Annotated in this window: 18 protein-coding genes; 11 read left to right on the forward strand and 7 right to left on the reverse strand. The window is 75.6% G+C overall.

The genetic code is table 11. The features are described 5' to 3' along the window. Positions 1–27: 27 nt before the first annotated feature. From ACZ47G_RS24745 to ACZ47G_RS24755, 3 genes are all read left to right on the forward strand, one after another. Positions 28–1038 carry an ADP-ribosylglycohydrolase family protein gene (locus ACZ47G_RS24745; protein ID WP_465746051.1) on the forward strand — a complete coding sequence of 337 codons (1011 nt, stop codon included), beginning with the start codon at positions 28–30 and terminating at the stop codon, positions 1036–1038. Between the two features lie 187 nt (positions 1039–1225). Further along, positions 1226–1888: a hypothetical protein gene (locus ACZ47G_RS24750; protein ID WP_465746053.1), complete on the forward strand. Its 663-nt coding sequence runs from the start codon at positions 1226–1228 to the stop codon at positions 1886–1888. A 192-nt stretch (positions 1889–2080) separates the two neighbouring features. Then, complete coding sequence (locus ACZ47G_RS24755) at positions 2081–4840, forward strand: M4 family metallopeptidase (protein ID WP_465746055.1); 2760 nt, start codon at positions 2081–2083, stop codon at positions 4838–4840. Positions 4841–5045: 205 nt separating this feature from the next. Here the strand turns inward: ACZ47G_RS24755 and ACZ47G_RS24760 are convergent, their stop codons facing one another. Continuing rightward, positions 5046–6029: a hypothetical protein gene (locus ACZ47G_RS24760; RefSeq protein ID WP_465746057.1), complete on the reverse strand. Its 984-nt coding sequence runs from the start codon at positions 6027–6029 to the stop codon at positions 5046–5048. Between the two features lie 304 nt (positions 6030–6333). Here ACZ47G_RS24760 and ACZ47G_RS24765 point away from each other — a divergent pair, with 304 nt between their 5' ends. Both ACZ47G_RS24765 and ACZ47G_RS24770 read left to right on the forward strand, forming a co-directional pair. Beyond that, positions 6334–7488: an alpha/beta hydrolase gene (locus tag ACZ47G_RS24765; RefSeq protein ID WP_465746059.1), complete on the forward strand. Its 1155-nt coding sequence runs from the start codon at positions 6334–6336 to the stop codon at positions 7486–7488. Positions 7489–7578: 90 nt separating this feature from the next. After that, entirely contained in the window at positions 7579–8694 is a 1116-nt protein-coding gene (locus ACZ47G_RS24770; protein WP_465746061.1) for an RICIN domain-containing protein, read from the forward strand. Between the two features lie 82 nt (positions 8695–8776). On the opposite strand, the gene ACZ47G_RS24775 is transcribed toward ACZ47G_RS24770, so the two are convergent. Next, a complete protein-coding gene (locus ACZ47G_RS24775; RefSeq protein ID WP_465746063.1) occupies positions 8777–9178 on the reverse strand; it encodes a hypothetical protein in 402 nt (133 codons plus the stop codon). Beyond that, complete coding sequence (locus ACZ47G_RS24780) at positions 9175–9696, reverse strand: peptidylprolyl isomerase (protein ID WP_465746065.1); 522 nt, start codon at positions 9694–9696, stop codon at positions 9175–9177. The genes ACZ47G_RS24775 and ACZ47G_RS24780 overlap by 4 nt, the downstream gene beginning before the upstream one ends. 100 nt (positions 9697–9796) lie before the next feature. Here ACZ47G_RS24780 and ACZ47G_RS24785 point away from each other — a divergent pair, with 100 nt between their 5' ends. Beyond that, positions 9797–10009: a hypothetical protein gene (locus ACZ47G_RS24785; protein WP_465746067.1), complete on the forward strand. Its 213-nt coding sequence runs from the start codon at positions 9797–9799 to the stop codon at positions 10007–10009. Positions 10010–10012: 3 nt separating this feature from the next. Further along, positions 10013–10294 (forward strand): hypothetical protein, encoded by a 282-nt coding sequence (locus ACZ47G_RS24790; RefSeq protein ID WP_465746069.1) that lies wholly within the window; start codon positions 10013–10015, stop codon positions 10292–10294. A 68-nt stretch (positions 10295–10362) separates the two neighbouring features. Here the strand turns inward: ACZ47G_RS24790 and ACZ47G_RS24795 are convergent, their stop codons facing one another. Next, entirely contained in the window at positions 10363–11712 is a 1350-nt protein-coding gene (locus ACZ47G_RS24795; RefSeq protein WP_465746071.1) for an ALF repeat-containing protein, read from the reverse strand. A gap of 165 nt (positions 11713–11877) precedes the next feature. Here ACZ47G_RS24795 and ACZ47G_RS24800 point away from each other — a divergent pair, with 165 nt between their 5' ends. Beyond that, positions 11878–12813: an NAD-dependent epimerase/dehydratase family protein gene (locus ACZ47G_RS24800; RefSeq protein ID WP_465746073.1), complete on the forward strand. Its 936-nt coding sequence runs from the start codon at positions 11878–11880 to the stop codon at positions 12811–12813. Positions 12814–12871: 58 nt separating this feature from the next. Here ACZ47G_RS24800 and ACZ47G_RS24805 read toward each other — a convergent pair whose 3' ends face one another. Beyond that, positions 12872–13201, reverse strand: a complete 330-nt coding sequence (locus ACZ47G_RS24805; protein ID WP_465746075.1) for a DUF1330 domain-containing protein — start codon at positions 13199–13201, stop codon at positions 12872–12874. 177 nt (positions 13202–13378) lie between these two features. Between ACZ47G_RS24805 and ACZ47G_RS24810 the strand changes: the two genes are divergently transcribed. Further along, complete coding sequence (locus ACZ47G_RS24810; RefSeq protein ID WP_465746077.1) at positions 13379–14008, forward strand: hypothetical protein; 630 nt, start codon at positions 13379–13381, stop codon at positions 14006–14008. Positions 14009–14046: 38 nt separating this feature from the next. Here the strand turns inward: ACZ47G_RS24810 and ACZ47G_RS24815 are convergent, their stop codons facing one another. Then, complete coding sequence (locus ACZ47G_RS24815) at positions 14047–14820, reverse strand: DUF4253 domain-containing protein (RefSeq protein ID WP_465746079.1); 774 nt, start codon at positions 14818–14820, stop codon at positions 14047–14049. Positions 14821–15792: 972 nt separating this feature from the next. Here ACZ47G_RS24815 and ACZ47G_RS24820 point away from each other — a divergent pair. Next, positions 15793–16458: an SDR family NAD(P)-dependent oxidoreductase gene (locus ACZ47G_RS24820; protein WP_465746081.1), complete on the forward strand. Its 666-nt coding sequence runs from the start codon at positions 15793–15795 to the stop codon at positions 16456–16458. A gap of 18 nt (positions 16459–16476) precedes the next feature. Here the strand turns inward: ACZ47G_RS24820 and ACZ47G_RS24825 are convergent, their stop codons facing one another. Next, positions 16477–17088 (reverse strand): TetR/AcrR family transcriptional regulator, encoded by a 612-nt coding sequence (locus ACZ47G_RS24825; protein ID WP_465746083.1) that lies wholly within the window; start codon positions 17086–17088, stop codon positions 16477–16479. A 134-nt stretch (positions 17089–17222) separates the two neighbouring features. On the opposite strand from ACZ47G_RS24825, the gene ACZ47G_RS24830 reads away from it, so the two are divergent. Then, a complete protein-coding gene (locus ACZ47G_RS24830) occupies positions 17223–18371 on the forward strand; it encodes an FAD-dependent oxidoreductase (protein ID WP_465746085.1) in 1149 nt (382 codons plus the stop codon). The last annotated feature ends 384 nt before the right edge of the window (positions 18372–18755 follow it).

Raw genomic sequence — 18755 nt, forward strand, 5'->3', positions numbered from 1 at the left:
GCATCGCAAGGCGGAGGAGGGAGCCCAATGCAGCGCATTGGCGACCGACGACAACGCGGCGAGGTGCGTGCCCCGGCGTCGCCCCGCAGACGGGAGTCAGAAGACACGCCCCAGCTCGGGGACGGTTTCGGGGAGCGGTGGTTCCCGCTGTTCCGCACGCCGAAGGTAGCGTTCACCCAGATCCGGGCCCGGCGGGTGCCGCCGGAGACCCCGTGGCACTGGACCGACGACACGGCGATGGCGCTGTCGGTGTACGGCGTCCTCACCGCGTACGAGGCGGTGCACCAGGAGCGGCTGGCGCAGGCCTTCGGGGCGACGTACCTGGCCGACGCGTACCGCGGCTACGGCAACGGGATGAGTCTGTTGCTGCCCAAACTGGCCGACCGGCCGTCGAGTTGGCGCGCCGAGTCGCGCAAGCTGTTCGACGGCCAGGGCAGCCTGGGCAACGGCGCGGCGATGCGGGTGGCGCCGCTGGGGGCCTGGTTCGCCGCGGACCTGGACGAGGCGGCGGAACAGGCCGCGCTGTCGGCCGAGGTGACCCACGCCCACCCCGAGGGGATCGCCGGGGCGGTGGCCGTGGCCCTGGCGGCCGCGCTCGCCGCCCGCGGCCGCGAGGGCGCCGGCGCGGCGACGGAGGCTCAGGCCCCGGCCGGCGCCGCCCTGCTGGCCGAGGTGGCCGGGCGCACCCCGCCCGGGCCGGTGCGCGACGGGCTGGCCCGGGCCGCCGAACTGGCCCCGGACACCGAGCCCTGGCGGGCGGCGGACCTGCTCGGCAACGGGCAGCGCGTACGGGCCGGCGACACCGTGCCCTTCGCCCTGTGGTCGGCCGCCCACCACCTGGACAGCCTGACCGACGCCCTGTGGACCACCGCCGAGGGCCTGGGCGACGTCGACACCACCTGCGCCATCACCGGCGGAGTGGTCGCCGCCCGTACCGGCCTGGGCGGCGACACCGCCCAGTGGCTCGCCGGGCGCGAACCGCTGCCGGAGTGGGTGGCCAGGGCCGAGGAAGAGTCCCCGGCCCGGCAAGGGAGTTGAGACCACCGGCCCCGCGGCTCAGCCCGCGGGGCCGCGGCGCGCCCGGGTGGAACCGAACCCCGGCGCCGGGCCCGCCGTGACGATGTCGCGGCCTTGTCACCGCTGGGGGGAAGCCTGGTCAGGGCGGCCCGGGCGGTCCGATGATCGGGTGGGGGCCGGTGGCGGCCCGTGACGTCGGGGGGCGGGGTTGAGCGGGACGGGATTCGAGGAGCGGCACTTCGAGCGGCGGTACCTCGCGGTGACCGCGGCGGCGGTGGTGACGCTGGCGCTCGCGGGCTCGGTCGCGCTGTGGGCGTGGTCGCAGGACGATCCGGTGCCCGGGTGGCTGTGGTGGCTGTGCGCCGGCGCGGCGGTGGCGGGGGTGGCGGCCTGGCTCCCGGTGCGCCGGTGCGGCCCGGAGCGGCTGCGCGGGACGGGCATCCGGGCGGCGGGGTTCCTGCTGCTGACGCTGGTCGCGGTGTTCCTGGCGGCGCAGGTCGCCGGCACCGTGCGGGAGCGGCTGAGCCATCCGCGCAGCACGACGGCCCTGGTGACGGGCTGCCGGGTGAGCGGCCAGGAGCCGGGCGGGGAGGGCAACGGCCTGGGCGCGAAGACGTACGCCTGCACCTTCCACTGGAGCGTGGACGGGCGGGAGTTCAGCGCGGAGCGGCCGGAGGGCCCGTACCCGGAGGGCCACCGGATCACGGTGTGGCTGGACGACCGGGGGCGGATGAGCACCGGGCGGCCGAGCTGGCTGTCGGTGCCGCTGTTCGCCCTGCCCGTCCCGTTCGCCGCGTACGGCGCGGTGTTCCTGGGCCGCTGGACGGCCGAGGACCTGCGGGAGCGCTGGCGCCGGGCGACGGCGTCCTGAACGGGCCGCTCGCGTACGGACGTTGAGGGGGTTGGGAGTCCGCACGGAACGGGCCCGAGATAGACAGTCCATCGACATATGTCGCCTGACTGCCTATTGTGGGGGCTGCGACGCGACGCCCTGCGCCGTCGCACCCCCGTACCCGCACGCGAGAGGACCGCCGTGCCCCAACATCCGCTTACCGCCCGCGCGTTGGCCGTCGCCGCCACCACGGTGGCGCTGGCCCTGACCGCGCCGACCGCCCTGGCCGCCCCGGCCCCGAGCACGGCCCCGGCCCCGACCCTGACGCTGAGCGCGGACGCCGACCCGGTGCCCGCCCTGGTGGCGGGTCAGGACACCGCCACGCCACAGCTGGTGACCGGCCTGGACGAGCCCGCCCCCGGCGACCCGGTCCAGGCCGCCCGGGCCCACCTGGCGGCCCATCCCGAGCGCTACCGCATCGACACCGGCGAGCTGACCGAACTCGCCTCCACCCCCGGCCCGGACGGCCGGCGCACCGTCAGGTTCGAGCAGCGCCACGACGGGGTCCCCGTCCTCGGCGGCCAGTACCTGGTGCACCTGACCGGGCAGGGCGCCGGCCAGAAGGTCGAGTCGGCGGGCGGGCGCTACTTCACCGGCCTGACCGCCCCCACCACCCCCGCCGTCCCGGCCGAGGCGCTGCGCCGCACCGCGATCGACTCGCTGGCCGACCCCCAGCAGCGCACCGGCGCCACCGCCGAGGACCTCGGCGCGGTCGTGCTGCCCGGCGGCCCCGGCCGTCTGACCGAGCACTACACCGTGCGCCCCGCGGACGGCGGCGCCGCCCGCGAGGTGTACGTGGACGCCACCGCCGGCACCGTCGCCCTCGCCCACGACGCCCGCGCACCCCGCCCGGCGAACGGCCGAGCGAGCGGCCCGGCGAACAGCCCGGCGAACGGCCCGACCTCCGACCGGAAGGCCGCGCAGGCCCCCGCCGACGGCCTCCAGCCCGCCGACGGCACCGCCCCCGACGCCCACGGCCGCGCCACCGCGCTGCACATCGCCAAGCGCCCCGACGGCACCTACCAGCTCACCGACCTCACCCGCCCCGCCACCATCACCACCTACGACGCGGCCGGCCGCGACGCGGGCGACTTCGACGCGGGCGACTTCGACGGCACCGTCCCGGCCGACGCCGTCCCCGCCTCCTCCCCCACCCCCGACTTCCCCGCCGCCACCGGCGACGACGGCGCCACCGACGCCCACGTCAACGCCGGGATCGTGTACGACTTCTACCGCGACCGGCTCGGCCGCGACGGCCTGGACGGCCAGGGCGGGCCGATCGTCTCCGTGGTCAACGTCAGCGACCACGGCGGCCCGTTCGCCAACGCGTTCTGGGACGGCCAGAAGATGGTCTACGGCGCCCTCCCCGGCCGCTACCCCTTCTCCGCCGCCCTGGACGTCTCCGGGCACGAGATGACCCACGCCGTCATCAGCCACACCGCGCGCCTGGTCTACTTCGGCCAGTCCGGCGCCATGAACGAGGCCCTCGCCGACTACTTCGGCAACGCCATCGAGGTCACCGCCCGCGGCGTGTCCATGGACGACCCCACCGCCCCGCTGCTGGGCGAGTCCCTGTGCCGCACCGGCACCCCGCAGGAGTGCGCGGACCGCCGCCTGGACGACCACCACACCACCACGAAGGACTACCTGGGCACCCTGGACGTCGACTCGGGCGGGGTGCACCTGAACTCCACCATCTTCGGCGGCGCCCTGTGGGACGTGCGGCGCACCCTCGACCCGCTCACCGCCGACCGGGTCGTCTACCACGCCCTCGCCGACTACCTCACCCCCACCGACGACTTCCTCGCCGGGCGCAACGCGGTGCTGGCCGCCGGCCGCGCCCAGGGCCTGGACGCCCGCCAACTGCGCGCCGTCGCCGCCGCGTTCGACGCCCACGGGATCCGGGCCGGCTGGCAGCAGCGGCTCGGCACGGACGCCCGCACCCTGCTGACGGACATCCCCAACAGCATGTCCAGCCCGGTCGCCGCCAACGGGCACTGGGTGATCCTGACCAACGGGCCCGACGGCAACGGGCTGTACACCGGCACCGTCGACGGCCGCGGCAAGCCCGTACGGCTCAGCCCCCAGGACGGGCGCTTCCACAGCTGGGCGGCCACCGACGGCACCACCGCCGTCTGGGAGGCCCAGGGCGGCTCCGGCGGCCCGGGCAAGGAGGTCCTGACCGCCCCGCTCAGCGGCGCCGGCCCGGTGCGCAGCCTGCTGCGCACCACCGACAGCCTCGACGGGCTCCAGGTCTCCGGGACGGACATCGCCTACGCGCTCCTCGACGCCGCCCACCGCACCCGTCTGTACCTGATCCACGACGGGGCGCCGGCGGTCGAACTCCCGCTGCCCGCGGGGCACGGCCTGTCCGGCCTGACCCTGCGCGACGGCCTGCTCGGCTGGACCGAGACCTGGCAGGACGGCGGCCGGCAGGTGAACGCGCCGACCGTCTACTCCGTCGCCGCCGGGAAGGTCACCGCCCAGTACACCGCGCACGCCCCGGCCGGCTCCGGGCCGAGCCGCACCTCCTCCACCCTGCTGGCGGGCGGACGCCTGGTGTGGCTGGACACCCCCGCCGACCCGGCCGGGCGCAGCACCATCCGCTCGGGAGCGGTGGACGGCTCGGGGATCGTCGACGTGCTGCCCGCGAGCTCCCCGCAGGCCCCCCGGTTCGCCACGCTGACCGCCTCCGACCAGGCCGTCAGCTACCAGCTGACCTCGACGAAGCCGGCCGGTGGCTGGACCAACGCCGCGATGCCCAAGCTGTGGCAGGTGCCGCTGGCGGGCGGCGAGCCGCGGCGGATCTCCTGCGACCGGGGCGGCCAGTACGCGGTGGCCGCCGACCAGGGCACCCGGGTGGTGTGGCTGGACGCCACGGCCGGGCGGGCCGACCTGGTGGCCCGGGAGCGGCCGGCGGGCGGCTGCTGAGCGTCTCGCGTCGGACGGCGGCGGGGCCGCGGGGTGATCGTGCCCCGCGGCCCCGCCGTCTTCCCTGGTGTCCGGGGCCGCCCGGGTCGTCCGGGCCGTCCGTACCGTACGGGCCGTACGGGCTGTCAGCGCCGCCCCAGTCGTCCGGGCCGTCCGGGCCGTCAGCGCCTCCCGGGTCGTCCGGGCCGTCCGGGTGGGGGCCGGTTCAGAGCCAGCCGCGGCGGGCGGCCTGGACGCCGGCCTGGAAGCGGGTGGTGGCGCCGAGGTGGGCGAGCAGGGTGGAGACCCGGCGCACCACGGTGCGCCGGCCCAGGCCCAGGCGGCGGGCGATGGCGTCGTCGGTGGCGCCGGAGGCCATCAGGGTCAGGATGCGGCGGTCGCGGTCGTCGATGCGCAGGTCGACGTCGGTCACGGTGGCCGGTACGGCCAGGCGCCACAGCGTCTCGAAGACCGCGGCCAGGACGGTGAGCAGGCCGGAGGGGCGGATCAGCAGGGAGACGACGCCCTCGCGGTCGTCGGCGGGCAGGGTGACGATGGCCAGGTCCTCGTCCCCGATGGCGAGTTTGAGCGGCGGCTCGGCCAGGGTGCGGGCCTGTTCCCCGGCCTCGACCATCCGCGCCATGTTCGGTCCGGCGACCGGGTCCTCGAAGGCGCCGCCGTGGTAGATGACCCGGTACGCCACGCCCGCGGCCATCCGGCGGCGCTGCAGCTCCTCCTGGTCGAGGTAGTGGGTGCGGCTGCCGGAGTAGGGCGGCACGTCGATCACCCGGACCTGGTGACGGGCCGCCAGCTGGAGGCGGTCGCTGGCCGCGAGCACCTCGGCGGGTTCCTCCACCACCTCCAGCGGGCCGTAGGTGCCGGCGTCGCGGCGGGCGTAGCGGTAGAGGCGTTCCAGTTCGGCGCCGGCCCGGCGGGCGGTGGCCTGGCGCAGGGCGTCGCGCTGGAGGACGGCCTCGACGACGCGGTCGGGGGGCAGGGCCTCCCAGGCGTGGTCGCGGTCGTCGGCGCTGCGGGTGGTGTCGAAGGCGACGGCGGCGCCGTCGTCGGCGAGGTCGCGCAGGACGGCCAGCACGGTGTCCGTGTCCAGGCCCGTCTCGGCGGCGAGTTGGTGCGGGTGGGCGCGGGGCCGGGCGACCAGGCTGCGGTAGACGCGGCCGCGTTCGCTGTCGGGATCCAGCACGTCGTGCACGGGCACCCCCTGGTGTCGTGTCGTGTCGTGTCGTTGCGTGTCGTCCGGCCCCGGCGCCGGGCGGGGCCGGGGGTGTCTGCCCGTGGCAGCGACGGTGACGCCGACGGTGACGCCGACGGTGGCGGTGGCGCCGACGGTGACGCCAACGCCGGCGGTGGCACCGGCGGTGACGGTGGCGCACCTGCGCCAGTGGCCCAGGTGGGCCGCCTGGCGCTCTGGCGGTGGCCGGGTCGCCTCGCGAGAGTTGTCGATGCTCAGACAGACCCCTGAGTCTCGCACAGGCCCGCCGACGACGAGGACGCCCATGACCCCTGCCCGGCTCCGGCGCGCCCGAGCGGCCCTCGCCGCCCTGGCCGCCCTGCTGCTCCCGCTCGCCGCACCCGCGGCGGGCACGCCCGCGGCGGCGGCTCCGGTCCCCGCGCCCGCCTCCAGCCTGACCGGGGCGCCCGCCGCTGCGACCGGGGCGGGCGCCGAGGCGCCCGGGCCGCCGCCGCTGACCGACGGCTCCGGGCTCACCCAGGTCGGCGCCGCCACCGGCAGCGCCACCAACTTCGTCATCACCGTCACCACGCCCCAGGTCGCCGGGCCGCACACCATCCGCATCCTGCTGCCCGCCGACTACGCCGCGCGGCCGGACCGGCGCTACCCGGTGTTCTACTTCCTGCACGGCGCCGCCGACGGCCCGGACGACCCGGCGCTGGCCTACCCCGCCCTGACCGCCGCCCAGTCGATGATCACCGTCATCCCGGACGGCGGACTGCGCGGCTGGTACACCGACTGGCTCGACCAGGGCACCGCCGCCGGGGCGCAGAACTGGGAGACCTTCCACCTGAACCAGGTCGTCCCGTTCGTCGACGCCAACCTGCGCACCCTCACCGACCGCGCCCACCGGGCCGTCGGCGGCCTGTCCATGGGCGGCTTCGGCGCCCTGCACTACGCCCAGGACCGCCCCGAACTGTTCGGCCAGGTGCTCACCATGTCCGGCGCGGACGACCTGTCGGCCAACGAGATGATCATCCGCGGCGCCGTCGTCGCCATGCTCACCAACGCCGGCACCGTGCTGTCCGGGCCCAGCGACGGACACCCGTGCGGCTGGAACTACGGCCCCGCCGTCTCCAGCGACGCGGTCTTCGGCAGCCCCTACCCGGTGCTCAACGCCGACTGGCGCTGGAACGCCGCCGACCCCGGCTCCCGCGCGGCCCTGCTGGCCCGCACCGGCATCGCCGTCTACACCGGCAACGGCAACGGCAACACCGGGGACATGGAGTTCTGGGCCGAGGGCACCGCCAAGCGCTTCAAGGACGCCCTGGACGCGGCCGGCCTGCCGTACCGCTACGTCGACTACGGCGACGGCACCGGCTGGGGCGCCGACTGCCACGGCGGCCACACCGCGGGCTGCTGGGCGCAGGACCTCGTGGACTACGTCCCGCGCCTGGAGGCGGCCTTCGCCGCCGCCTGACCGCGCCTCACCTCTCCCTCCCTACGAAACGCCCTACGAAACGCCCTACGAAACGCCCTACGAAACGCCCCGTGAAAGGACCCCTTCTCCATGCCCTCCACTCCCACCCCGGCGTCGCGCACGGCGCCCTGGCTGCGGCTGCTGGCGACCGTCCTGACGGCCTGCTGCGTCGCGCTGGGCCTGGCCGCCGCGCCCGCCCTCGCCGCGCCCTCGACAGCGGGCGCCGCCGGCACGCCGGGCGTCAGCGCCGCCTGTTCCTCACCGCAGCAGTGCCTGACCATCAAGTCGCTCAGCAACGGCCGCCAACTCGACGTCCAGAACGGCAACACCGGCGACGGCGCCTACATCGTCACCAACTCCGCGCCCGGCTACCACCAGTCCTGGCACCTGAGCGTCGACCCCTCCGACTACTCCTTCACCATCGTCAACAACGACACCGGCAAGTGCGTCGACCTGGCCTTCTTCACCCCCGCACTGCGCCAGCAGACCTGCGCCGGGCAGGCCAGCCAGCGCTGGTTCTTCCAGCCGGTGCCGAACGCCGACGACGCGTTCATGATCCGCCACCAGGGCGACAACACCTGCCTGGACCTGCTGCTCGGCGGCAACTACGACGACGCCTGGACCGACCAGTACAGCTGCAACGGCACCGCCAACCAGCAGTGGTCCACCGGCTTCCCGCCGGCCGCCCGCAACCTGGCCGTCGACCACGCCGCCAAGCAGTGCGAGAAGGACACCTCCAGCTGCTCCTGGGCCGTGCGGAGCGAGGCCCCCGCCGCGCCGCTGGCGCGCTCCTGCGTCTCCTCGGTCTGGTTCAACAACACCTCCGGCACCGTCCAGCAGTCCTTCTCGGTCACCGACGAGAGCGGCTGGTCCAACAGCATCGGCACCAGCCTGACCTCCACCATCTCCGGCGGCGCCCCGACCGCCCTGACCGCGACCATCACCTCGGCGCTGTCCTTCACCAACGAGTGGCACGGGTCCAGGAGCGTCAACAACGCCGTCGTGGTCTCCGTCCCGCCCCAGCAGTACGGCTGGGTGACGCTGGCCGAGATCGCCCGCAAGGTCACCGGCAGCTGGACCTTCGACACCCACGGCTTCCCCTGGACGGCCGACGACACCATCACCGTCCCGGTCACCTCGGACCCGAACGCCGGCCCCACCCTCTACGTCGCCAACACCGACTCGACCTTCACCAGCTGCAGCTGACGCCCCGTCAACTCCCTTGCCGCCGCCCGCGCTTCGCCGGGCGGCGGCTCGGCGCGTGCCCGCACGGGAGGGCGGGCACGTCTCAGCCCAGGAGGGCGGGCACCTCGCCGTCCAGAAGGGCGAGCACCTCGCGCACCGCCACCCGCCCGGCCCTGCGGTACGCGTACTCGCTGGTGTCCACGGCGTGCACCACCGTGCGGTGCACCACCAGCGCCAGAGCCACCGCCGCACCGGGCAGTCGCTCGGCCAGCTCGGCGCGCACCCCCTCCACCAGAGCCGCGTGGTAGCGGGCCAGATCCGCCGCGTCCACCGGCCCGCCGACCACGGTGGCGCCCCGGGCGACCTCCAGCCGCACGCCCTCCTCCCACGGCTCGAAGTCCACCGCAGCGTCCGCGAAGGCGCTCGGGCAGCCGCCCTGGAGGACGTAGCGGGCGCGCACCCCGCGCACCGGGCGGGGCGGGAAGGCCGGCGCCCCGGGCGTCATGCGTGGGTGATCTCGACCTTCGTGATCACCACGTCCTCCACCGGGCGCTCGCCGTCGGTGGGGGCGGTGGCGATCGCGTCCACCACGGCCTTGGAGGCCGCGTCGGCGACCTGCCCGAAGATGGTGTGCTTGCGGTTGAGGTGGGCCGGGGTGCCCACCGTGATGAAGAACTGCGAACCGTTCGTCCCCGGGCCGGAGTTGGCCATGGCCAGCAGGTACGGCTTGGTGAAGAACAGCTCTGGGTGGAACTCGTCCGCGAAGGCGTAGCCCGGCCCGCCGGAGCCGGTGCCGGTCGGGTCGCCGCCCTGGATCATGAAGCCCTTGACCACCCGGTGGAACGTCGTCCCGTCGTAGTACGGGCCGCTGCCCGGCTCCCCGGTCCGCGGGTCGGTGTACTCCCGGGCGCCCTCGGCGAGTTCGACGAAGTTGCGGACCGTCTTCGGGGCGTGGAACGGGAACAGTTCCAGCCGGATCGGGCCCGCGGTGGTGTGCAGGGTGGCGAACCGGGCGTGGGCCACGGGTGACTCCTCTTGCTCGTCCTTGTTCGGTGTTCGGAGGGGAATCCTGGCACAGTGAGGGATTCGTGGCCGAACCGGCCAGGGAACAGAGGGGGCCGTCATGGTCGGAGTGGCGCTGGTCGTGGTGCTGGTGCTGGTGCTCGCCGGGTGCGGGTGCGTGGTGTGGGCCGAGCGCGGCGGGCCGCGCTGGGCGCGCGCCGTGGCGGCGGTGACGCTCGCCGCGGGCGAGCTGCTGCGGCGCGACGCCCGGCGACGGCGGCGCGAGCGGCGGCGCCTGGGCGGCAACAGCAGCGGCGAGGGCGGCGGGGACTGAGCGGTGGCGGACGTGACGGACGAGCAGCGGTTGCGGCGGGTCTTCGCGGGGGCGCTGGACGACGCCCTGGCCGGGCGCGGGGTGGTGACCTGCCTGGGCCTGGACGACCCCACCGAGGACGCGCTGTGGGCGGTGTACGACGCCGCGATCGGGTACCGCGCGGCGGGGTCCCGTACGGAGCTGGTGGCGGCCGCCCACCGGGCCTTCGAGGGGCAGTTGGACGGCAGCAACGCGGCGCGGTGGCGCGAGCAGCTGGCCCGCAAGCTCGCCGAGCGCGGGCGCTGACGCCCCGGAACGCGGCGCGTCCCCGGCCGCCGTGGGGTGTACGCGGCGGCCGGGGACGCGACCGGGGGTCAGCTCTCGGCGGAGCGGCGGCGGGAGACCGCGACCAGCGCCGCGCCCGCGGCGAGGGCCGCGGCGGCGCCGCCGGCCTCCCAGCCGGCGCCGTCGGTGCCGGTGGCGGCGAGCGAGCCGGTGCCGGTGGTGGCCTCGGTGCCGGTGGTGGTTCCGTCGGTCTTGGTCAGGGCGGCCGGCTGGACGGTCTGCGGCTGCTGGGCGCCCTGGTCCTGCTGCCCGGCGGGCTGGTCGGCGGGCTTGTTCGCGGCGGCCTCGTCCGCGGCGCGGGCGGTGGCCCAGCCCTCGGCGAGGAACTTCGCGATGTCGGCGTCGCTGCCGTCCATCGCCTTGCTCGCGGCGGCGCGCACGGCCGGGCCGCCGGTCTCGATCAGCTGGGAGACCTTGACCCGGTTGTCCGAGGCGCGCAGCTTGGGAAGATCGCGCAGGAACTGGGCGACATCGGCCGCGGTGCCGCTGAGCGCCTTCCGGCCGGCCTCGATGGTGTGCGGGCCGGTGTTCTTGTCGGACAGGGCGACGACCAGCGCGACGCGGTTGTCCGAGGCCTCGGCGGCGGGCCAGCCCTCCGCGAGCCACTTCGCGACGTCCGCGTCGCTGCCGTCCAGCGCCTTGGCCGCGCCCTCGCGCACCTCGCGCCCGCCGGTCGCCAGCAGCTGGGAGACCTTGACCCGGTTGTCGTCCGCGCGGGTCTTGGGCAGCTCGATCTCCAGGAAGTGCCGCAGCTCGGCGGCCCCGCCCTTGAGCGCCTTCTCGGCGGCCTCGCGCACGCCCGGGCCGGTGTTCCGGTCGGCCAGGATCTTCTGGACCTCGGCGCGGTCCGCGTCCTCGGCCTGGGCGGCGGGCAGTCCCTCCGCGAGGAACTTCAGCAGCGCCGCCTCGCTGCCGCCGCCGTCCAGCACCTTGCTGACCGCCGCGCGCACGGCCGGGCCGCCCTGGTCCATGATCTGGGAGACCTTCACCCGCAGGTCGTCGCCGCGGTTCCTGGCCAGTTCGATCTCCAGGAAGTGCCGCAGCTCGGCGGCGCCGCCCTTCAGCGCCTTCTCGGCCGCCTCGCGCACTCCGGGGCCGGTGTTCTTGTCGGCCAGGATCTTCTGGATCTCGGCACGGTCGCGCTGCTCCTGCCCGTCGGGGGTCGCGGGGCCGCTGCTGTTGCCCGGGCCGCCGTTGACGCCGTCGTCGCCGGGGGTGACGTCGCCGCCGGGGGTGATGTCGCTGCCGGCGGCGGCGTCCGGCACGGAGCCGGAGGCGGTGTCAGGCCCGGAGACCCCGGCGGGCTGGGGGGCGGCGGAGGCCGAGGAGGGGAACAGAACGGCAGGGGCCAGGACCGCGGCGGCGACGACAGCGGACACCCGGGGCAGCTTCATGCAGGGAAACCTGTTTTTCCTGTGAAGGGATCTTGAACGCCCGACAGCATAGATCCTCTTTTGCTATCGCCATACCTGATAATTGCCGGCCCCCGCAGGCCGGGCCGACGCCGTGTCACACCTGTCGGTGACAGGCCCTAGGGTGGGCGGGTGAGCTTCCACCTGGTCGTCGGATACGGGCCCGCCGGGGCCGCCACCGCCCGTCTGCTGGCCGAACAGGGCCACGAGGTCCGGGTCGCCACCCGCACCGGGCACCCCGCCGCCCCCGCCGACGGCGTCGAACACCTCGCGCTGGACGCGAGCGACCCCGTACGGCTGGCCCAGGCCGCGCGCGGCGCCGTCGCGATCCACGGCTGCGCCGCACCCCCGCTGCCCCAGTGGGCCGGGCAGTGGCCCGCGCTCGCCTCCTCGCTGTGCGCGGCCGCCGAGGACAGCGGCGCCGTCCTGGTGATGCTCGGCAACCTGTACGGCTACGGCCCGGTCGACGGCCCGATGACCGAGGACCTGCCGCTCGCCGCCACCGGCCCCAAGGGCCGTGTCCGCGCCGCCGCCTGGGAACAGGCCCTGGACCTGCACCGGGCCGGACGGATCCGCGCCGTCGAGGTACGGGCCTCCGACTTCTTCGGCCCCGGCGTCACCGACGGCGGCCACCTCGCCTCCCGCGCGCTGCCCGCCCTGCTGACGGGCCGCCCGGTCACCGTCCTCGGCGACCCGGACACCCCGCACAGCTGGACCTACCTGCCCGACGTCGCCCGGGCCATGGCCGAACTCGCCACCGAGGAAGCCGCCTGGGGCCGCCCCTGGCACGTCCCCACGACCCCCGCCCTGCCCGCCCGCACCATGCTCGAACAGCTCGCCGCCGAAGCCGGCACCGGCCCCGTCACGGTGCGCCGCCTCTCCCCCGCCCTGCTCGCCGTGGGCGGCCTCCTCTCCCCCCTGCTGCGCGAACTGCGCGAAGTCCGCTACCAGTTCGACCGGCCCTTCGTCATGGACTCCACCGCCTACGAGGCCGCCTTCACCGTCCGCGCCACCCCGCTGGAGGAGCAGCTCGCGGCGACGGTCGCCTGGTGGCGCGAGCGCTCATAGGCCCGCTCCGGGCTCAGTGCCCCTTGAGTCAGCGCTCCTTGAACCAGTGCTTCTTGAGTCAGTGCTCCTTGAGGCCGTCCGCACCCCGGTACCCGGCCGGCACCCCCTCGGCGATGATCACATCGGCCACCATGTGCCGGGTGCGCAGCGGCAGGATCTCCCGGTACGCGGGCGAGTCGTACCAGGCCCGGGCCCGCTCGTAGTCCGGGAACTCGATCAGGATCAGCCCGAGCGGCCCCCAACTCCCCTCCGGGTTCTCGAACCTGCCCCCGTGGACGACGAAGCGCCCACCGAACCCGTCGAGCGTGGCGTCGATCCGCTCCAGGTACTCGACGATGTCGGGGCACATCTCGGCGGAGTGGACCTGGGCGAGGGCGTAGGCGGACATCTGCTGCTCCCGGTGTGCGTCGGAGTGGGTCGATGTCTCCGACGGTAGGGCGCGGCCGGGCCCGGGCGAATCAGTCACGCATCGGCATCGGCGGGCGTGACGTACGTACACCCCTGATGGTTCGTGTAGCATCCGGCCGGCTCGAATACTTGATCGACACGAAGAGGGGTGGGACGGGTGCCGGAGAACACGGAGGACGGCCCGCAGGACGGCAGAACGACGCCGTGGCGCCGACGGATCCTCGCCGCCACGGCGGGGGCGTGCGCCCTCGGCGGAGCGGTGCTGCTCACGGGTTCGCCGGGTGCCGCCCCGGCGGCGCCGGACGCGGTGGCCACGTCGAGCCCCTCGCCGACTGCCTCGCCGTCGGCTTCGCCTTCGGCGCCCTCCGCCTCGCCCACCACCGCACCCTCGGCCTCGACCTCCGTCTCGACCCCCGTCTCGCCCTCGACCGAGGCGCCCACGGTCGCACCGGCGGCCGACGAGACCGAGGCCGCGCCCGAACCGGACACCACCCACCAGGCCCCGGCCCCCACCAAGCCCTCGCCGGCCCGCCCCCAGCCGTCGGCCCCGGCCCAGGCCCAGGCGGCGAAGCCACCCGCGAGCAAGGAGGCCCCCGCCCCCGCCCCCGCCCCCGCCCCCGCCCCCGCCCCCGCCCCCGAGCGGACCGTCCCGCCCCGACCGACCCCGCCGCCCATCGCCCCGGTCCGGACCGACACCCCCTGCCCGCCCGGCCAGGCCATCACCTACCTCGGCTGCCGCCCCATCGGCCCGGTCATCACCCTCGGCCCGACCAGCCCGCACACCTGATCCCCTCGGCTGATCCCCTCGGCTGATCCCCTCGGCGGTCAGTCCCACCAGAAGTGCCACTGGTGGGCGCCGACCAGCTCCTCGGCGTAGGCGGTGAGACTGCCGGCGCCCTGGTGGATCTGGTCGGGGCAGAAGGCGGCGTGCTCGGCGGCCAGCGGGAGAGCCTCGGCGGGGGTGGCCGGTGGCACCGGGACGCTCAACTGCAGGGTGTCGAAGCCCACTTCGACCAGCTGGGCGCCGAAGCGGCGTTCCCAGTCGGCGAGCACGGCGGCGATCTTGGCGGTGTCGCCCTCGTGGTTGGCCGGGCCGGTCCACCCACAGACGGCCAGCGCCTCGGCGCCACTGCGGGCCCGCACCAGCCCGAGCCGCACGTCCTTGACGGACTGCAGCACATCGGCCAGCCCCCGGGCCTCCACGCCGGCCGCACCCTCGGGGACGGTGACGGCGGGGGCGCACCCGGGCCAGGCGGGGCCGTAGGGCGCGAGGACCTCGGACAGTTCCCCCTCCTCCTCACCACCGTTCTCCCACCAGGTGCGCAGCAGGGCGTCGGGGTCGTACCACTCGTGGCCGGAGACCTGCTGCGGGAACAACTCCCGGGACAGCCAGGGGCGGTAGTCGGCGTCGTCGTTCAACGGGCTGAGCAGCAGCGGCCACAGCCCGCTCCGCGGGTGGGCCCGGTGCAGCTGCGCCCACAGGCCGACGGGGGCGGGGGCGTCACTGATCCACAGCAGCGGCTGCGCCCCCTCCCCGGCGGTGACGGCACGGCCGGGCGGCAGCGGGACGGGCGGGGCAACATCGAAAGGCCAGGTCATGCGGCCCACCGTAGGGGCGGGCGCTGACAACGGCTCCGCCCGGCAGGCCCCTTCGGCCCCGGCCGCCCGCCGACCGGCGCCCGCACAGGAAGTCGAGCCCGCCGACTTCCCACTCCACCGGCCTCGACCGACCGACGACCGGCGCAGACTTCCCGCCCCGGCAGCCTCGCCACCCTCCCCCACCACGCCGCCCGCACGCCTGCACAAGAAGTCGGGCCCGCCGACTTCCCGCTCCACCGGCCTCGACCCGGACTCCCCACCAGCACCCAGGCCCACCCAACGACCTGTTCCTGCACAGGAAGTCGAGCCCGCCGACTTCCCACTCCCCCACCACCGCTCACCCAGCCCCACCAGCCCCACCAGCCCCCGCAAGCGGACCGGCGCCCGCACAAGAAGTCGAGCCCGCCGACTTCCTGCTCCACCGGTGCCGGATGCGCCCGTGGGGCGGAGGACGCGCGCATGGCTGCCGGGTGTTCGCAGGGGTGGGCCGGAGGGGCTGTCGGGAAAGGACGTTGACGGCGGCTGTCGTCAACCTTCCGGTACCGCGCGCGGGTTCACTCGGCGCACAGGCCTCGGCCGCCCGACGGCCCGACGCCCGCACAAGAAGTCGGGCCCGCCGACTTCCCACTCCATCGGCCTCGACCCGAACTCCCCACCACCACTCAGGCCCACCCAACGACCTGTTCCTGCACAGAAAGTCGGACCCATCGACTTCCCACTCCCCACCACCGCCCATGCCGCCCGATGGCCCGGCGCCCGCACGGAAAGTCGGGGCTGCCGACTTCCTGCTCCGCCGGCGCCGGATGCGCCCGGTGGGGCGGGGGAATGCACGTGTGGCTGCCCGGGTGTTCGCAGGGGCGGGCCGGGAGGGGGCTGCCGGGAACGGGCGTTGGCGGAGGTTGTCGTCAATCTTCCGGTACCGCGTGCGGGTTCACCCGGCGTGACGGGGACAGCGGAACGAGGAGGGGCATCATGGCGGGAGCAGTGGTCATCGGGGCGGGGCCGGGGATCGGGCAGGCGGTGGGGCGGCGGTTCGCGCGGGAGGGGCTGCCGGTCGGGGTCGTCGCCCGTTCCGAGGCGACGGCGAAGGCCGCCGCCGAGGCCGTACTGCGGGCGCGGGCCGGGGCCGGCGGTGGGGCGGTCGCGGCGCGTACGGCGGACAGTACCGACGAGGCGGCCCTGCGCGCCGCGCTCGACGGGCTGGCGCAGGAGTTGGGGCCGCCGGACGTGCTGGTCTACAACGCGGCGCTGATCCGGCCGGACTCCGTCGGGGAGTTGTCCGTCCGGGAGCAGCTGGATTCCTGGGCGGTCAACGTGGTGGGCGCGCTGACGGCCGCCGCGCACGTCGCGCCGGGGATGGCGGAGCGCGGGCGGGGCACGATCCTGGTGACCGGCGGCATGCCCGAGCCCGAGCCGGCGTACGTGAGCCTCTCCCTCGGCAGGGCCGGTGTGCGCACGCTGGTGACGCTGCTGGACCGGACGTACGGCGCCGCGGGCGTCCATGCGGCGAGCGTGACGGTGGCCGGGCCGGTCGCGCCGGGCACGGCCGTCGATCCGGACGTCATCGCCGGGCACTACTGGCGGCTGCACACCCAGTCGCGGGAGGCCTGGGAGCACGAGGTGGTGCACGGCGGCTGAACCGCCCGGCGGCTGGGGTCAGTTGCCCGGGTGGGCGGCGGCCCAGCCGTGTTCGAGCAGGGCGAAGGCCTCGTCGGCGGCCCGGCGCGGGTCGGGGGCGCGCAGGATGAGGCTGCGGGCCTCCAGGGCGAAGCGGGCCAGGGCGGCGCAGCCGATGTCGTCCCCGGGTGCGCCGACGGCTTCGGCGATGGCCTGCGCCAGGGCCGCTTCGTGGCGGGTCCACATGCGGTGGGCGTAGTCGCGCAGGGCGGGGGTGTCCTGGACGAGGCGGGTGAAGTCGGCGAACTGCGGGTGCGCGGTGTGGACGGCGTACTGGGCCTGGCCCTGGAGGAGGTGGTCACGCAGGGCCTGCGGGATCGAGCGGCCCGGGGGGCGTTCGCGCACGGCGGCGACGAGGGCCGCCTCGAGGTCGTCCTCCTGGTCGAAGAGCAGGGCTTCCTTGCCGGGGAAGTGCTTGAACAGGGTGGTCACCGAGACGTCGGCGCGGTCGGCGACGTCCTTGACGCCGACCTGGTCGTAGCCGTGTTCGAGGAAGAGTTCGAGGGCGGCGTCGGCCAGGGCCTGGCGGGTCTGGGCCTTCTTGCGCTCGCGGCGCCCGGTCGGTTCGGTCCGCGCGGTCGGTTCGGTCACGCGTCCCACTCTATCCCGGCATGAAGTCACTGCGAAAGTGTAGTCATTGCACTTATTGAGTGACTGTGCTTTCTTGGTGGTGTCGCCGGGCTTTTCGGCGACCCATCGCCCACCCACCTCCGGAGGGAACTCCCGTGAACCCCGCAGCCCGTGAACCCCGCATCGCGATCGTCGGGGCCGGCCTCGGCGGCCTCACCTGCGCCCGCGTCCTCCAGCGGCACGGCCGCCGCGTCACCGTCCTCGAACGCGAGGCCTCCGCCGACGCCCGCCCCCAGGGCGGCACCCTCGACCTGCACGCCGGCACCGGCCAGGCCGCCCTGCGCGCGGCGGGCCTGCTCGAACGCTTCCACGCCCTCGCCCGCCCCGAGGGCGACGAGTGGCGCGTGCTCGACCCCGCCACCGGCGCCCGCCTGAACCAGCAGTCGCCCTCCCCCGACGACGGCGACGGCGACGGCGACGGCAGCGACGACGGCGGCCGGCCGGAGATCGACCGGGGCCAACTGCGCGGCCTGCTCCTGGACTCGCTCGACCAGGACACCGTGCGGTGGGACCGCGCCGTCAGCCGGGTCGCCCCGCAGCCGGACGGCACCGCCCGGCTGCACTTCGCCGACGGCACCGCCGAGGACTTCGACCTGGTGGTCGGCGCCGACGGCGCCTGGTCCCGGGTGCGACCGGCCCTGTCGGGCGCGGTGCCCGGCTACACCGGCGTCACCTTCGTCGAGACCGGGTTCGACCACTGCGACACCCGCCACCCCGACCTCGCCCGGCTGGTCGGCAACGGGTCACTGCTGGCCAAGGGCACCGGCCGCTCCCTCGTCGCCCAGCGCAACAGCAACGGCCACATCCGCGCCTACATCGCCTTCCGCGCGCCCCAGGACTGGCACCGGGCCGCCGGCGTCGACCTCGCCGACCGGACGGCCGTACGCGCCCACCTGCTCCGACTGTTCGACGGCTGGGACGAGAGCCTGCGCTCGCTCCTGCGCGACAGCGACCACGGCTTCGTCAACCGCCCCCTGTTCGTGCTGCCCGCCCCGCACACCTGGCAGCACGTCCCCGGCCTCACCCTGCTCGGCGACGCCGCCCACCTGATGCCCCCGGTCGGCCTCGGCGCCAACCTCGCCATGCTCGACGGCGCCGACCTCGCCCACGCCCTCACGGCCGGCCCCGACCTCGACGCCGCCGTCCGCGCCTACGAGGACGTCATGCTGCCGCGCTCGGCCGAGGCCGCGACGGGCAGCGCGCGGGGACTCGACCACCTCGTCCCGGCGGCGACGGGCCGCTGAGCCGGCCGGTCCGGGCGGCGGGGCCCTCAGGCCCAGGGCAGGGAGGAGCGGGTACGCCTCCACCCCAGCAGGATCGACCACCCCGACCAGAGCGGCGGCGCCCTCGGCCGCACGCCCACCACCTCGACACCTCAGCGACCCGCCGAACCGACCTGCCCGGGTGACGGGGCCTCAGGCCCAGAGGCAAGGACGAGCGGATGCGCCACTACGCCCCGGCGGGTCCGGCGGCCGGGGAGGCCGGGAGGCGGGGTCCTCGGGCGCGCCCACGGCCTCGGCCCGGCGGCGACCGGCACACCGACCTGATCCCCCCGCGGCTGCGGTTGGCGGGCCCTCGGGCCCGGAGGCAGAACAAGCAGGTGCGCCAGCACGCCCCCGGCAAACCCG

Source organism: Kitasatospora sp. NPDC030952 (assembly GCF_055571335.1).

Coding starts and splice junctions, on each gene's coding strand:
- ACZ47G_RS24745 (WP_465746051.1), top strand. CDS start 28: ATGCAGCGCATTGGCGACCGACGACAACGCGGCGAGGTGCGTGCCCCG.
- ACZ47G_RS24765 (WP_465746059.1), top strand. CDS start 6,334: ATGACCCCTGCCCGGCTCCGGCGCGCCCGAGCGGCCCTCGCCGCCCTG.
- ACZ47G_RS24770 (WP_465746061.1), top strand. CDS start 7,579: ATGCCCTCCACTCCCACCCCGGCGTCGCGCACGGCGCCCTGGCTGCGG.
- ACZ47G_RS24775 (WP_465746063.1), bottom strand. CDS start 9,178: ATGACGCCCGGGGCGCCGGCCTTCCCGCCCCGCCCGGTGCGCGGGGTG.
- ACZ47G_RS24785 (WP_465746067.1), top strand. CDS start 9,797: ATGGTCGGAGTGGCGCTGGTCGTGGTGCTGGTGCTGGTGCTCGCCGGG.
- ACZ47G_RS24805 (WP_465746075.1), bottom strand. CDS start 13,201: ATGTCCGCCTACGCCCTCGCCCAGGTCCACTCCGCCGAGATGTGCCCC.
- ACZ47G_RS24815 (WP_465746079.1), bottom strand. CDS start 14,820: ATGACCTGGCCTTTCGATGTTGCCCCGCCCGTCCCGCTGCCGCCCGGC.
- ACZ47G_RS24820 (WP_465746081.1), top strand. CDS start 15,793: ATGGCGGGAGCAGTGGTCATCGGGGCGGGGCCGGGGATCGGGCAGGCG.